This window comes from Streptomyces rapamycinicus NRRL 5491 (assembly GCF_024298965.1).
GTDB lineage: Bacteria > Actinomycetota > Actinomycetes > Streptomycetales > Streptomycetaceae > Streptomyces > Streptomyces rapamycinicus.
This window is the reverse complement of sequence record NZ_CP085193.1, coordinates 2,445,744-2,462,342: the sequence shown is the minus strand read 5'-3', so window position 1 is coordinate 2,462,342 and position 16,599 is coordinate 2,445,744. Positions and strand designations below refer to the sequence as shown.

Annotated in this window: 1 protein-coding gene; it reads left to right on the top strand. The window is 69.1% G+C overall.

Features of this window, described 5'->3' with window-relative positions:
- Positions 1-27 precede the first annotated feature (27 nt).
- Entirely contained in the window at positions 28-16,590 is a 16,563-nt protein-coding gene (locus LIV37_RS09870; RefSeq protein WP_276063796.1) for a non-ribosomal peptide synthetase, read from the top strand.
- Positions 16,591-16,599: the final 9 nt, after the last annotated feature.

The window sequence follows — 16,599 nt, the reverse complement described above, 5'->3', positions numbered from 1 at the left end:
GCGAGCGGTCCGAACAGGGGGATTCCCATGGTCCGATCCCGGATCGAAGAGCTTCTGCCGCTGACCCCGTTGCAGGAGGGGTTGCTGTTCCACGCGGTCTATGACGACGGCGCGCCGGATGTGTACATGGTGCAGCTGGTCTTCGATCTCGACGGTCCGGTGGACGCTCAACGCCTGCGGTCTGCGGCACAGGCGATCGTGGATCGCCATATGAGTCTGCGTGCGGGATTCATGACGCGTGGCGTGCCCCGGCCCGTACAGGCCATCGCACGGCGTGTACGGGTGCCGTGGCGGGAGGAGGATCTGCGGGGTCTGGCGGAGGTCGAGGCGCGGGACGTCTTCGAGCGGTGGCTGGCGGAGGACCGGGCCGACCGTTTCGACCTGGCGCGACCGCCGTTGCTGCGGTTCGCGCTGTTCCGTTTCGGCGAGGACCGTTTCCGGTTGGTGATGACGAACCACCACATCCTGCTGGACGGCTGGTCCACCCAACTTCTGATGCGGGAGTTGTCCACCCTCTACCACCAGGAGCCCGAGGCCCCCGCCTCCACGCTGGCCCCCGCTGTGCCCTGGCGCGAATATCTCGCGTGGTACGGGTCGCGGGATCGGGGTGCGGGGGTTGCGGCGTGGTGTGGGGTGTTGACGGGGGTGGAGGAGTCGTCGGTGTTGGGGCCGGTGGTTTCTGGTGGTGGTGGGGTGGTGCCGGGTGAGGTGTGGTGTGAGGTTGGGGAGGGTTTGACGGGGCGGTTGGTGGAGCGTGGTCGGGGGTTGGGGCTGACGTTGAACACGTTGGTGCAGGGGGCGTGGGGGATCCTTCTGGGCCGATTGATTGGTCGGGAAGACGTGGTGTTCGGGGCGACGGTGGCGGTGCGGCCGGTGGAGTTGGCGGGTGCTGAGTCGTTGGTGGGGTTGTGTATCAATACGGTGCCGGTGCGGGTCAGGGCTGGGGCTGGGGTGCGGGTGTTGGGGTTGTTGTCGGGGTTGCAGGAGGCGCAGGCGCGGTTGTCGGAGCATCAGTTCGTGGGGTTGCCGGAGATCCAGGCTGCGGTGGGTGCGGGGGCCCGGTTCGACACGGTGGTGATTTACGAGAACTATCCGGTCGCGCCTGGGGCGGCGGGGGATGACGCTGTGCGGTTCCGGGCCAGTGACGGCCGGGATGCCACGCATTACACGTTGGCGTTGACGGTGATTCCTGGTGAGCGGCTTCAGGTGCGGTGGGGATATCGGCCTGATGTGTTCGACCGGGATGCGGTGGAGGTGATCGCGGCTCGCTTTGTGCGGGTGCTGGAGGCGATTGCTGCTGATCCGGGGTGTCTGGTGGGGCGGATCGATGTGCTCACGGGCGAGGAACGGGAGCTGCTGGAGACGTGGAGCGAAGACACGTCTGGTGACGACGGTGCTGGTCACGGACTTTTGCCGGGGTTGTTTGAGGGGTGGGTGCGGCGTGATCGGGGTGCGGTGGCGGTGGTGTGTGAGGGGTGTGAGGTGTCGTATGGGGAGGTGAATGAGCGGGCGAATCGGCTGGCTCGGGTGTTGGTGGGGTGGGGGGGGGGGCCGGAGTCCCGGGTGGGGTTGGTGGTGTCGCGGTCGGTGGAGATGGTGGTGGCGTTGTTGGCGGTGGTGAAGGCTGGTGGGGCGTACGTGCCGATCGATCCGCGTTATCCGGCGAGCCGGATCGCCTTCATGCTGGGCGATGCCCGGCCGGAGGTGGTGCTGGCCACGGCGGAGACGGCCGAGCGGGTACCGGCAGCGGACGGTCTGCGGTTGCTGGTGTTGGATGACCAGCACACTCAGCAGCGATTGGCTCAGGCATCGGCCACCGATCTGACGGACGCTGATCGCATCGGTTCGCTTGATTCTCGGCATCCGGCGTATGTCATCTATACCTCGGGGTCGACGGGTGTTCCGAAGGGTGTGGTGGTGTCCCGGGGGGCTGTTGAGGGGTTTTTGGCTGCGGTGGGGGAGCGGGTGTCGCTGGGTGTTGGGGATCGGTTGTTGGCGGTGACCACGGTTTCGTTCGATATTGCGGCGTTGGAGGTGTTTTTGCCGCTGGTGTGTGGGGCGGGGGTGGTGGTGGCTTCGGATGCTGAGGTGGGTGATCCGGTGGCGTTGTCGGGGTTGGTCAGGCGGTGGCGGGTGTCGGTGATGCAGGCGACGCCGACGCTGTGGCAGGCCATCGCCTCCCAGGCTCCGGAGATGCTGCGGGAGCTGCGGGTGCTGGCCGGTGGTGAAGCATTGCCGACCCAGCTGGCCCAGCGGTTGGGCGAGCTGGGCTCGCGGGTGATCAACCTTTATGGTCCGACCGAGTGCACCATCTGGTCCACCACCGCCACGCTTGACCCCGCTGACCAGGGTGTACCGCCGTTGGGTCGTCCGTTGTCCAACACGTCGCTGTATGTGCTGGATGGTGGTTTGGGGTTGGTGCCGTCGGGTGTGGTGGGTGAGTTGTATGTGGCGGGTGCGGGGTTGGCGCGGGGGTATGCGGGGCGTGCGGGGTTGACGGCGGGGCGGTTTGTGGCGTGTCCGTTCGCCGGGTCCGGTGGGCGGATGTACCGGACCGGGGATCTGGTGCGGTGGCGGGCGGATGGGCGGCTGGAGTTCGTCGGCCGGGTGGATGATCAGGTGAAGGTGCGGGGCTTCCGTATCGAGTTGGGTGAGGTGGAGGCGGCGCTGGCGTCGCATGCGCAGGTGGCACGGGCGGCGGTGATGGTCCGCGAGGACCGGCCGGGCGACCGGCGGCTGATCGGCTATGCCGTACCGACGGCCGGGTCCCGTCCGGTGGCAACGGAGTTGCGGGAGTTCCTGACAGGGGCCCTGCCGGAGCACATGGTGCCCTCGGCCGTTGTCGTACTGGAGCAGTTGCCGTTGACGGCGAACGGGAAGCTGGACCGCAAGGCGCTGCCCGCCCCCGACTACACCCCGGCCCCTGGCCGCGCACCGGCCACCCCCACCGAAGAGCTGCTCTGCGGGTTGTTCGCCCAGGTGCTGGGCCTGGCCGACGTCCCCGCCGATGCCGACTTCTTCGCGTTGGGTGGGGACAGCATCATGTCCATCCAGTTGGTGGGCCGGGCTCGTCGTGCGGGGCTGGTGTTCACGCCGCGTGAGGTGTTCCAGCACAAGACACCCGCCGCCCTCGCCGCCACCGCCCGGGTCCCCGAGTCCCCGGCCGTTGCCACGCAATCGACGGACACCGCGGACTCCACCTCGCCCCCTCGCCCCTTGATCTCGCTGAGCCGGTCCGACCAGGAAACCATCGAGGCGAGGATTCCCCAGCACGGTGAGGTCTTGCCCTTGGCGGCCGGACAGGAGGGGTTGCTGTTCCATGCGGTCTATGACGATGCCGCGCCGGATGTGTACATGGTTCAGCTGGTCTTCGACCTCGACGGTTCGGTGGACGCGACGCGGTTGCGTGCGGCCGCGGAGGGGTTGTTGCGGCGGTACCCGCATGTGGGTGCGGGGTTTGTGCATGAGGGTGTGTCGGTGCCGGTTCAGGTGGTGCCTGGTGAGGTGCGGGTGCCGTGGCGGGAGGAGGATCTGCGGGGGCTGGGGGAGGTGGCGGCACAGGGCGTCTTCGAGCGATGGCTGACGGAGGACCGAGCCGACCGTTTCGATCTGACGCGGCCGCCGTTGCTGCGGTTCGCGTTGTTCCGCTTCGGCGCCGAACACTTCCGTCTCGTGATGACGAATCACCACATCCTCCTGGACGGCTGGTCCACTCCGCTGGTGGTACGGGATCTGTTCACCCTGTACGAGCGGCCGGGTCAGGAGTCCGCACTGCCCAGGCCCACGCCGTACCGCGACTACCTCGCGTGGTACGGATCGCGGGATCGGGACGCGGCATTGGAGGCATGGCGTAATGCTTTGGCGGGCGTCGAAGACCCCACTCTGCTGACGCCCGCGGACCCTGGACGCCAGGCCGTAGCCCCCCAGGACGTCTCACAGTCCCTCTCGCAATCCCTCACCGCTTCTCTGACCGAGCGGGCGCGTGAGGCCGGTCTGACCCTGAACACCCTGATACAGGGCGCCTGGGGCATCCTCCTGGCCCGTATGACCGGACGCGATGACGTGGTCTTCGGAACGACGGTGGCCGTCCGGCCGCCCGAGATTCCCGGCGTCGAATCCATGGTCGGGCTGTTCGTCAACACGGTGCCGCTGAGGCTTCGCCTACTCGCGGGCGAGAGTCTGGCGGCGCTGCTCACCCGGCTGCAGGACGAACAATCGCGGTTGCTCGACCATCAGTTCCTGAGCCTGACCGACATCCAGCAGAGCGCCTATGCCGGTTCGGGACCGCTCTTCGACACCGCGACGGTCTTCGAGAACTACCCCGTGGACGGCGCCGTCTCCGGCCGCACCGACAGCACACTCAAGACCACCGCCATCGCCGCCCACGACGCCACGCACTATCCCCTGGCGTTGATGGTGATTCCCGGTGAGCGGCTTCAGGTGCGATGGGGATACCGGCCCGATGTGTTCGACCAGCAGGCCGTGGAGGCGATCGCGGCTCGCTTCGTGCGGGTGCTGGAGGCGATCGTCGCCGATCCGGCCTGTCTGGTCGGGCGGATCGATGTACTGACCGGGGTGGAACGGGAGCAACTGACGCACTGGGGCGGGGGTGCGCCCGGTGCGGAAGACACTAGCCATGGGCTGCTGCCGAGGCTGTTCGAAGAGCGCGTGCGGCGCGATCGGGATGCGGCGGCGGTGGTGTGCGAGGGGCGTGAGGTTTCGTATGGCGAGGTGAATGAGCGGGCGAATCGTCTGGCGCGGGCCCTGGTGGGGCTCGGGGTGGGCCCGGAGTCCCGGGTGGGGCTGGTCGTGCCCCGGTCGGTGAAGATGGTGGTGGCGCTGCTGGCGGTGATGAAGGCCGGTGGGGCGTACGTACCGATCGATCCGCGCTATCCCGTGAATCGCATCGCCTTCATGCTCGACGACGCCGAGCCGGACGTGGTGCTCGCCACCAGGGAAACGGCCGACCGGATACCCCAGCGCGAGACCACCCGGCTGCTGGTGTTGGACGACGATCGCGTCCAGCAGCTCATGGCCCAGGCGTCCGCCGCCGACCTCACCGACCGCGATCGCACGAGCCCGCTAGATCCACGGCACCCGGCCTACGCCATCTACACCTCAGGATCGACGGGCACCCCCAAGGGTGTCGTGGTGACGCACCAGTCCTTGCTGAACAACCTCCGGTGGCGGGTGGAGGCGTTCGGCTGGGGCGCCGAGGACCGCTTCCTCATGCGGACACCGCTGAGCTTCGACGTCTCCGCATGGGAAGCGTTCTGCCCGCTGCTGGTCGGCGGGGCCATCGTGCTCGCCCACCCGGACAAGCACGCGGATCCCGGGTACCTTCTCGAGGCCGTAAGGCGCCACCAGGTGACCGTCGTCCATACCGTCCCCTCCCTCCTCCAGCATCTTCTGGAGTGGCATGGGGTGGCGGACGATTGCGGTTCGCTGCGTGACGTCGTCTGTGGCGGGGAAGCCATGTCGGCGGCCGTTCGCGACACCTTCCACGCCACGCTTCCGGGGGTGCGGCTCTACAACTCGTACGGGCCGAGCGAAACCACCATCGACATCTCCGGCCATCCGTGCGAGCCGGGAGAGGAAGGGCCACCGCCCATCGGGACGCCGATCCAGGACACACGGTTGTACGTCCTGGACGGTGGGCTGGGGTGGGCGCCGCCGGGCGTGGTGGGTGAGTTGTACGTGGCGGGTGCGGGGCTGGCGCGGGGGTACGCGGGCCGTGCGGGGCTGACGGCGGAACGGTTCGTGGCGTGTCCGTTCGCCGGGTCCGGCGGGCGGATGTACCGGACCGGGGACCTGGTGCGGTGGCGGCCGGATGGGCGGCTGGAGTTTGTCGGCCGGGTGGACGACCAGGTCAAGGTGCGCGGTTTCCGCATCGAACAGGGCGAGGTGGAGGCGGCGCTGGCGTCGCATCCGTGGGTGGCGCGGGCGGCGGTCGTAGTCCGCGAGGACCGCCCCGGGGACCGGCGGCTGATCGGCTACGCCGTACCCGCGCGGCGCACCACGTCACGGGACGATACGCCATGGGACGACACCTCAAGGAACGACACCTCACAGAACCACTCCCCACAGAACGGCCCCTCACGGAACGAGGAGTCGACGGCGCGGCACGCGGACGAACACATCAGCCACTGGAAGAGTTTCTACGAGTCGCTGTACGGAGACCGCCCCGCCACCACTCTCCAGGAGGACCCCACCGGCGCCTCCACCGGGGACGCTGCCGAGGACTTCATCGGCTGGGACAGCAGCTACGACGGCCGCCCCATCCCCCTCGACGAGATGCGGGAATGGCTGACGGCCACCGTGGACCGGATCTCCGCACTGGCTCCTCGACGCGTGCTCGAAATCGGCGTCGGCACCGGTCTGCTGCTGCGGCGTTTGGCGCCCCGATGCGACTCGTATTGGGCCACGGACTTCTCCTCCGCGGTGATCGACGTGCTGCGGGACCAGATCGATCGCGACCCGGACCTGGCTGCCCGCGTGGAGCTGTCCTCCCAGCCCGCCGACGTCTTCACCGGACTCCCGGCCGGCCATTTCGACAGCGTGATCATCAATTCGGTGATCCAGTACTTCCCCGGCATCGACTACCTCGTCTCTGTCATCTCCGGAGCGATGCGTCTGCTCACACCGGGGGGCTCGCTGTTCCTCGGCGATGTCCGCAACCTCCGCCTGCTCCGCTGCTTCGCCATGGCGGCCGGTCTCGGCAGGTTCGGCGGTGAACTCTCGGGCACGGACCTCCGCAAGGCGATCGAGCAGACCATCTCGCTGGAGAGGGAACTGCTGATCGACCCGGCCTTCTTCTCGGCCCTCCAGGCCACCGTTCCGGACATCGCGGCGGTCGACATCCGGATCAAGCGTGGGAAGAGCCGCAACGAGCTGACGCGGTACCGCTATGACGTGGTGCTCCACAAGGCGCCGATTGCGGCCGTACGCGCGGACGACTCCGCGCCGACGGCGACTTGGGGAACCGATGTGCACCGGACCGAGGAAGTGGCGGCACTGCTCTCCCGGCGCCACGACAGGCTGTGGGTGAGGGACCTCCCCAACGCCCGGCTGATGGACGACCTGGCGGCGGTACGGCAGTTCCGGGACGGCACCGCCCCGGAAACCAGCCGGCAGACCGTCGACGCCGAGACCGCCGTCGGCGCGGACACGGGAAAGCCCGACACCACGGAAACCCCCGGCACCACGGAAACCGCCGACACCACGGAAACCCCCGATGCCACGAGTACCCCCGACGCCACGCCCCGTACACCCGACGTGGAAACCCTGCACGAACTGGCCGCCCGCCACGGCTACCGCGCCCATCTGACCTGGTCCGAAGAGCCAGAGCGACTCGATGCCCTCTTCCTGCTCGGTGCCGAGGGTCCGGACCAGCCGGTGGTCGACCTGTCCGTCGCTGCCGCCCAGGCGAGCGCGCGACCGCTCACCGACTACGCCAACGAGCCGGGCGCCGGCCCGGAAGCCGACTCGCTGCTCCCCGCACTCCAGGCCCATCTGCGGAGCACCCTGCCGGAGCACATGGTGCCGTCGATCGTGATGGCGATCGACGAGTTGCCACTGACCCCGAACGGCAAGCTGGACCGCAAGGCGCTGCCCGCCCCGGAGTTCACCGCCGGAACCGGGCGGGCCCCGCGAACCCCGCGGGAGCGGGCCCTGTGCGGTCTCTTCGCCGAGGTACTGGGGCTTGCCGAGGTCGCTGTGGACGACGACTTCTTCGCACTCGGCGGCCACTCCCTCCTCGCGATGCGGCTCATCGGCCGCATCCGCGCCGAGACCGGCACCGAGCTGAGCGTCCGCACACTGTTCCAGGCGCCCACGGTCGCCCAGCTGATCCCACGGCTCGGCGACGGAACGAACCCCGAGGCGACCCGGCGGCCGAGCCTGAGCCCGATGCCACGACCGGAACGGATCCCGCTGTCGTACGCGCAATGGCGCCTGTGGTTCATGCAGGAGATCCAGGGCCCCCGGTCCGCCACGTACACCGTCGTGTCCGCGCAGCGGATCACCGGCCCCCTGGACCGCGAGGCGCTGGCCGACGCACTCCGCGATGTCGTGGTCCGGCACGAAGCCCTGCGGACCCTCTACCCGAAGGACGACCAGGGGCAGCCCTGGCAGCATGTGCTCGACGCCGACACCGCGCGCACCTGGCTGCCGATCAGCGTGTCCGACGCCGACCCCAAGGACCTGGACGCGCTGCTCGCGGCCGAGGCCGGACGGGGATTCGAGGACCTGGCCACGGAACTGCCACTGCGCGCGGGCATCTACCCAACGGCGGACCAAGAGCACGTACTGCTGCTGGTGCTGCACCACATCGCCGCGGACGGCTGGTCCATGGGCCCGCTCTTCAACGACCTCGCGCGCGCCTACACGGACCGCACCCAAGGGCGCGCACCACAGTGGCAGCCGCTCCCGGTGCAGTACGCCGACTACGCCATCTGGCAGCGGCGTGTCCTCGGTGAGGAGGACACGCCCGACAGCCTGATGTCACGGCAACTCGCCCACTGGAAACAAGCCTTGGCGGGCCTGCCCGCGGAGCTCGACCTGCCCACCGACCGTTCGCGCCCGACGGTGGCGAGCCATCGGGGTGGCACCGTGGACCTGGACATCCCGGCCGTGCTTCACCAGCGGCTGGCCGATGTGGCGCACGCCCACGACGTCAGCGTCTTCATGGTCGTCCAAGCCGGACTGGCCGTGCTGCTGACCCGGCTCGGCGCGGGACACGACATCCCCATCGGCACCCCGTACGCGGGCCGGGGCGAGGAAGCCGTCAACGACCTGGTGGGTTTCTTCGTCAACACCTTGGTGCTGCGTGTCGACACCTCCGGCGACCCCGACATCACCACCCTCCTACGCCGCGTCCGCGACGCGGACCTGGCCGCCTACGATCACCAGGACGTGCCGTTCGAGCGGCTGGTCGACCTGCTCAATCCGGACCGCTCCCTGGCCCGGCACCCTCTGTTCCAGGTGATGCTCGGATTCCAGAACACCCACCACTCCGGCCCCGCACTGCCGGGGCTGCCCAGCGAACCGCTCTGGGTCGAGATGGACACCGCCAAGTTCGACCTGTCCTTCATGCTCGCCGAGACACGTGCCGATGGCGACGGACCGGCGGGTATCCACGGAACGCTTGAGTACGCGACCGACCTGTTCGACCGGGAGTCGGCGGAGTCGCTGGCGGCTCGCTTCGTGCGGGTGCTGGAGGCGATCGCTGCCGATCCGGGGTGTTCGGTGGGGCGGGTCGATGTGCTCACAGGCGAGGAGCGGGATCAGCTGACGCGCTGGGGTGGAGGTGATCCCGGTGCGGCGGATGCGGGTGTTGATGTGCTGCCGGGGTTGTTCGAGGAGTGGGTGCGGCGGGATCGGGATTCGGTGGCGGTGGTGTGTGACGGGCGTGAGGCGTCGTACGGGGAGGTGAACGAGGGGGCGAATCGTCTGGCCCGGGTGTTGGTTGAGCTGGGGGTGGGCCCGGAGTCCCGGGTGGGGCTGGTCGTGCCCCGGTCGGTGGAGATGGTGGTGGCGCTGGTGGCGGTGGTGAAGGCTGGTGGGGCGTACGTGCCCATCGATCCGCGCTACCCCGTGAATCGCATCGCCTTCATGCTCGACGACGCCGAGCCGGAGGTGGTGCTCGCCACCAGGGACACGGCCGACCGGATACCCGAGTGTGAGACCGCCCGGCTGCTGGTGTTGGACGACGACCACACCCAGCAGTTCCTGGCCCAGGCGTCCGCCGCCGACCTCACCGACCGCGATCGCACGAGCCCGCTGGATCCCCGGCACCCGGCCTACGCCATCTACACCTCAGGATCCACCGGCGCGCCCAAGGGTGTCCTGGTGACGCACACCAACGTGGTGAGGCTGCTCGAAGCGATCGCGCGGAGCTACCACTACGGCCCGGACGACGTGTGGACCATGTTCCACTCGTATGCGTTCGACTTCTCGGTGTGGGAGATCTGGGGAGCCCTGCTGAGCGGTGGCCGCCTCATCGTGGTCGACAGGGAGGTGACCCGCTCCCCTGCGGACTTCCTGGAGTTGCTGGTACGGGAAAACGTCTCGGTCCTGAGCCAGACCCCCTCGGCGCTGTACCAACTGATCGCGGCCGAAGCAGAACGTGGCGGTCCACGCGCAGGTACCGCACTTCGCCATGTGGTGCTCGGCGGCGAGGCCCTCGACCCCACGCGCCTTGCCGACTGGTACGCCCGCCACCACGAGGACGCCCCTGTCGTGGTGAACATGTACGGCATCACCGAGACCACCGTGCACGTCACCCACCAGCCGATCGACCGCGAGCTCACCGGGCCCGGCGCGAGGAGCCTGATCGGCCGGCCCCTCCCGCATCTGCACACCCATGTGCTCGATGAGGGGCTGGAGCTCGTGCCCCCGGGCGTGGTCGGCGAGTTGTACGTGGCGGGTGTGGGGTTGGCGCGGGGGTATGCGGGGCGTGCGGGGTTGACGGCGGGGCGGTTTGTGGCGTGTCCGTTCGCCGGGTCCGGTGGGCGGATGTACCGGACCGGGGATCTGGTGCGGTGGCGGGCGGATGGGCGGCTGGAGTTCGTCGGCCGGGTGGATGATCAGGTGAAGGTGCGGGGCTTCCGTATCGAGTTGGGTGAGGTGGAGGCGGGGCTGGCGTCGCATCCGCAGGTGGCACGGGCGGCGGTGATGGTCCGCGAGGACCGGCCGGGCGACCGGCGGCTGATCGGCTATGCCGTACCGACGACCGGGTCCCGTCCGGTGGCAACGGAGTTGCGGGAGTTCCTGACAGGGGCCCTGCCGGAGCACATGGTGCCCTCGGCCGTTGTCGTACTGGAGCAGTTGCCGTTGACGGCGAACGGGAAGCTGGACCGCAAGGCGCTGCCCGCCCCCGACTACACCCCGGCCCCTGGCCGCGCACCGGCCACCCCCACCGAAGAGCTGCTCTGCGGGTTGTTCGCCCAGGTGCTGGGCCTGGCCGACGTCCCTGCCGATGCCGACTTCTTCGCGTTGGGTGGGGACAGCATCATGTCCATCCAGTTGGTGAGCCGGGCTCGTCGTGCGGGGCTGGTGTTCACGCCGCGTGAGGTGTTCCAGCACAAGACACCCGCCGCCCTCGCCGCCACCGCCACCCGGACCGCCGAGGCCCCGGCGGTGGAGGACAACGGAGTGGGCACACTGCCCATGACCCCGATCATGCACTGGCTGCGCGAGCGCGAAGGGGCGACCACCGGATATCACCAGTCGGTGCTGCTGGAAGTGCCACCGACGCTGACACTCGACCGGCTGATCCCATCGGTACAGGCCGTGATCGACCACCATGACGCACTGCGACTGCGACTGCGGATCGCCGACGGGGACGGCACCACCGACGGGGGTCGCCCCGGCGGCGGCACCACCGGCGGCGGTGGCACCGACGCCTGGCGGCTGGAGATCACACCGCCCGGATCCATCGCGGCAGCCGATCTGGTACGCCGGACCGCGGTGATCGGAGGTGGCGAGGCGGATCTGCGGGCGGCGGTGGCGGCCGAGAGCGCGGCGGGCCAGGCCCGACTGGACCCGCACTCCGGCACCGTGCTGCAGGTGGTCTGGCTGGACGCGGGGGAGCGGCGCCCCGGCCGGTTGCTCCTGCTGGCCCACCACCTGGTGATGGACGGAGTGTCCTGGCGGGTGCTGCTGCCCGACCTCATCGCCGCGTACGAGGCGATCGAGGCCGCCCGGCCCCCCGCACTCCAGCCCGTCGGAACCTCCTTCCGCCGATGGGCGCGACTGCTCGCCGACCAGGCCGTCGACCCCGCCCGGGAAGACGAACTGGACATGTGGACCCGTATGACCGGGGACCCCGGGCTCACCGTGGCCACCGACGCACTCGACCCCGCCCGTGATGACGTGCGCAGCCTGCGTTCGCTCACCGTCGTCCTCGACCCGGCACGCACCGAGCCCCTCCTCACGACCGTGCCCGCCGCCTACCACGCGGGGGTCGACGACGTGCTCCTCACGGCCCTGGTCCTGGCCGCGGCCCACTGCTACGGCACCGCCGAAGCCACCGCCCTGCTGGTCAACGTCGAGGGACACGGTCGCGAAGACATCGCCGAGGCCCTGGACCTGACCCGCACCATCGGCTGGTTCACCAGCATGTATCCGGTACGCCTCGACGCGGGTCCCATCGACTGGACCGACGTGGCAACCGGCGCCGCCAACCTGAGCGGTGCGCTCAAACGCGTGAAGGAACAGCTCCGCGTCCCGGACCACGGCATCGGCTACGGTCTGCTGCGCTACCTCAACCCCCACACCGGACCCCGGCTCGCGGCGCTGAACACACCGCACATCGGCTTCAACTACCTCGGCCGGTACACCGGCAGCGGATCCGCCAACTGGCCCTACGCCAAGGAGAGTACGGCCCTCGGCGGCGGCTCCGACCCCGATCTGGCCCTCACCCACTGCCTCGACATCAACGCACTCACCGAGGACACCCCCGACGGGCCGCGCCTCACGGCGACCTGGGCCTGGGCCGGCCACCTGATGACGGAAGCGGAGGTCAGCCGGTTCGCCGAGGCATGGCGCACGGCCGTGGACGGACTGATCGCCCATCTCAGGCATCCCACGTCCGGTGGTCACACACCCTCCGACCTGCCGCTGGTCCCGCTCGATCAAGCCGGGATCGAACACGTCGAGACGCTGGTCCCGGAGGCCGACGACATCCTGCCGCTGACCCCGTTGCAGGAGGGGTTGCTGTTCCATGCGGTCTATGACGATGCCGCGCCGGATGTGTACATGGTGCAGCTGGTCTTCGACCTAGAGGGTTCGGTGGATGCGACGCGGTTGCGTGCGGCCGCGGAGGGGTTGTTGCGGCGGTATCCGCATGTGGGTGCGGGGTTTGTGCATGAGGGTGTGTCGGTGCCGGTTCAGGTGGTGCCTGGTGGGGTGCGGGTGCCGTGGCGGGAGGAGGATCTGCGGGGGCTGGGGGAGGCCGAGGCGCGGGATGCCTTCGAGCGGTGGCTGGCGGAGGACCGGGTCGATCGCTTTGATCTGACGCGGCCGCCGTTGCTGCGGTTCGCGCTGTTCCGACTGGGGGCGGACCGTTTCCGGTTGGTGATGACGAATCACCACATCCTGCTGGACGGCTGGTCCACTCCGCTGGTGGTGCGGGATCTGTTCACCCTGTACGAACGGCCGGGTCAGGAGTCCGCACTTCCCAGGCCCACGCCGTACCGCGAGTATCTCGCGTGGTATGGGTCGCGGGATCGGGGTGCGGGGGTTGCGGCGTGGTGTGGGGTGTTGGCGGGGGTGATGGAGGCGTCGGTGTTGGGGCCGGTGGTTTCTGGTGGTGGTGGGGTGGTGCCGGGTGAGGTGTGGTGTGAGGTTGGGGAGGGTTTGACGGGGCGGTTGGTGGAGCGTGGTCGGGGGTTGGGGCTGACGTTGAACACGTTGGTGCAGGGGGCGTGGGGTGTGGTGTTGGGTCGGTTGTTGGGGCGTGAGGATGTGGTGTTCGGGGCGACGGTGGCGGTGCGGCCGGTGGAGTTGGCGGGTGCTGAGTCGTTGGTGGGGTTGTGTATCAATACGGTGCCGGTGCGGGTCAGGGCTGGGGCTGGGGTGCGGGTGTTGGGGTTGTTGTCGGGGTTGCAGGAGGCGCAGGCGCGGTTGTCGGAGCATCAGTTCGTGGGGTTGCCGGAGATCCAGGCTGCGGTGGGTGCGGGGGCCCGGTTCGACACGGTGGTGATTTTTGAGAACTATCCGGTGGCGCCCGACGCGGCTTCGGGGGCTCTGGGAGACAGTGGCGTGACCGTGCGGGCCGGCGGGGGCCGGGATGCGACGCATTACACGTTGGCGTTGACGGTGATTCCTGGTGAGCGGCTTCAGGTGCGGTGGGGATATCGGCCTGATGTGTTCGACCGGGATGCGGTGGAGGTGATCGCGGCTCGCTTTGTGCGGGTGCTGGAGGCGATTGCTGCTGATCCGGGGTGTCTGGTGGGGCGGATCGATGTGCTCAGCGGGGAGGAGCGGGGGCAACTGACGCGCTGGGGTGGGGATGGGCCCGATGCGATGGGTGAAGGTGCTGTCGATGTGCTGCCGGGGTTGTTTGAGGGGTGGGTGCGGCGTGATCGGGGTGCGGTGGCGGTGGTGTGTGAGGGGTGTGAGGTGTCGTATGGGGAGGTGAATGAGCGGGCGAATCGGCTGGCTCGGGTGTTGGGGGGGTGGGGGGGGGGGCCGGAGTCCCGGGTGGGGTTGGTGGTGTCGCGGTCGGTGGAGATGGTGGTGGCGTTGTTGGCGGTGGTGAAGGCTGGTGGGGCGTACGTGCCGATCGATCCGCGTTATCCGGCGAGCCGGATCGCCTTCATGCTGGGCGATGCCCGGCCGGAGGTGGTGCTGGCCACGGCGGAGACGGCCGAGCGGGTACCGGCAGCGGACGGTCTGCGGTTGCTGGTGTTGGATGACCAGCACACTCAGCAGCGATTGGCTCAGGCATCGGCCACCGATCTGACGGACGCTGATCGCATCGGTTCGCTTGATTCTCGGCATCCGGCGTATGTCATCTATACCTCGGGGTCGACGGGTGTTCCGAAGGGTGTGGTGGTGTCCCGGGGGGCTGTTGAGGGGTTTTTGGCTGCGGTGGGGGAGCGGGTGTCGCTGGGTGTTGGGGATCGGTTGTTGGCGGTGACCACGGTTTCGTTCGATATTGCGGCGTTGGAGGTGTTTTTGCCGCTGGTGTGTGGGGCGGGGGTGGTGGTGGCTTCGGATGCTGAGGTGGGTGATCCGGTGGCGTTGTCGGGGTTGGTCAGGCGGTGGCGGGTGTCGGTGATGCAGGCGACGCCGACGCTGTGGCAGGCCATCGCCTCCCAGGCTCCGGAGATGCTGCGGGAGCTGCGGGTGCTGGCCGGTGGTGAGGCGCTGCCGGCTGGTCTGGCTCGGCGGTTGGGCGAGTTGGGTTCGGGGGTGGTCAATCTGTACGGTCCGACCGAGTGCACCATCTGGTCCACCACCGCCACGCTTGACCCCGCTGACCAGGGTGTACCGCCGTTGGGTCGTCCGTTGTCCAACACGTCGCTGTATGTGCTGGATGGTGGTTTGGGGTTGGTGCCGTCGGGTGTGGTGGGTGAGTTGTATGTGGCGGGTGCGGGGTTGGCGCGGGGGTATGCGGGGCGTGCGGGGTTGACGGCGGGGCGGTTTGTGGCGTGTCCGTTCGCCGGGTCCGGTGGGCGGATGTACCGGACCGGGGATCTGGTGCGGTGGCGGGCGGATGGGCGGCTGGAGTTCGTCGGCCGGGTGGATGATCAGGTGAAGGTGCGGGGCTTCCGTATCGAGTTGGGTGAGGTGGAGGCGGCGCTGGCGTCGCATCCGCAGGTGGCACGGGCGGCGGTCGTGCTCCGCGAAGACCGCCCCGGGGACCGGCGGCTGACCGGCTACGCCGTACCAGCGGCCGGCCCCGGTCCATCGCCGGAGGCCTCAGAACTGCGGGAATTCCTGACCAAGGTCCTGCCGGAGCACATGGTGCCCACCGCCGTCGTCGTACTGAAGAACCTGCCGCTGACGGCGAACGGGAAACTGGACCGCAAGGCGCTGCCCGCCCCCGACTACACCCCCGCCCCCGGCCGCGCACCGGCCACCCCCACCGAAGAGCTGCTCTGCGGGTTGTTCGCCCAGGTGCTGGGCCTGCCACACGTCCCCGCCGACGCCGACTTCTTCGCGCTCGGCGGCCATTCCCTCCTCGCCATGCGCTTGATGGGCCGGTTGCGCGCGGATACCGGCGCCCGCCTGGGCATGCAGGCCCTGTTCCAGGCCCCGTCCCCGGCTCGGCTCGCTCGCCTCCTGGACGACGGGGAGAGCTCACACGACTTCGACACCGTCCTGGCCATCAGGTCCGAGCCGGACGCACCCAAGCTGTTCTGTGTGCATCCGGCGAGTGGCATCGGTTGGGCCTACCAGGCGCTGGCCGGACACGCGGTCGGCGGCTTCTCCCTCTACGCCCTCCAGGCTCGTGGTCTCGATGTGTCGCGGGAGGCGGCGGCGAGCGTCGACGAGATGGCGGACGACTACGTGGCCACGATGAGGTCGATCCAGCCCTCGGGTCCGTACAACCTCCTGGGCTGGTCCTTCGGCGGGCTGGTGGCGCACGCCATGGCCGCACGCCTCGAGGCCATGGGGGAAAGGGTCGACCGGCTGTTCCTCCTGGACGCGTATCCCATCGAGCGGCAGAGCACCGAACCGCTCTGGTGCCCGTCCCGCAGGGAAGTGGTCGAGGACCTGCTCAGGGTCGCCCGTAACCAGTACGACCCGGTGGCGGACGACGAGCTGTGGCGGCCACCTGCCCTCGAGACCGAGGTCAGCGAAGAGCACGTCGACGGCATCTACCGGGCCTACCAGACGAATCTCGACATGATGGCGCGCCACACTCCTCCCGTCCTCAAGGGCGACATCATCCTGGTACGGGCGGCGATACCGGAGAGCGACGCGAGGACGGGCGACCCCCTGGATTGGCGGCGTTATGCGGAAGGGGACATCAAGATCGTCGACATCGAATGCACCCACTCGGAGATGCTCGACACCGCGGCGGCGAACGAGATCGGCACTGTCGTCGCTCGCGATGTCGGAGCACGGGAAGCATGAGGAGCACAG

Coding starts and splice junctions, on each gene's coding strand:
- LIV37_RS09870 (WP_276063796.1), top strand. CDS start 28: ATGGTCCGATCCCGGATCGAAGAGCTTCTGCCGCTGACCCCGTTGCAG.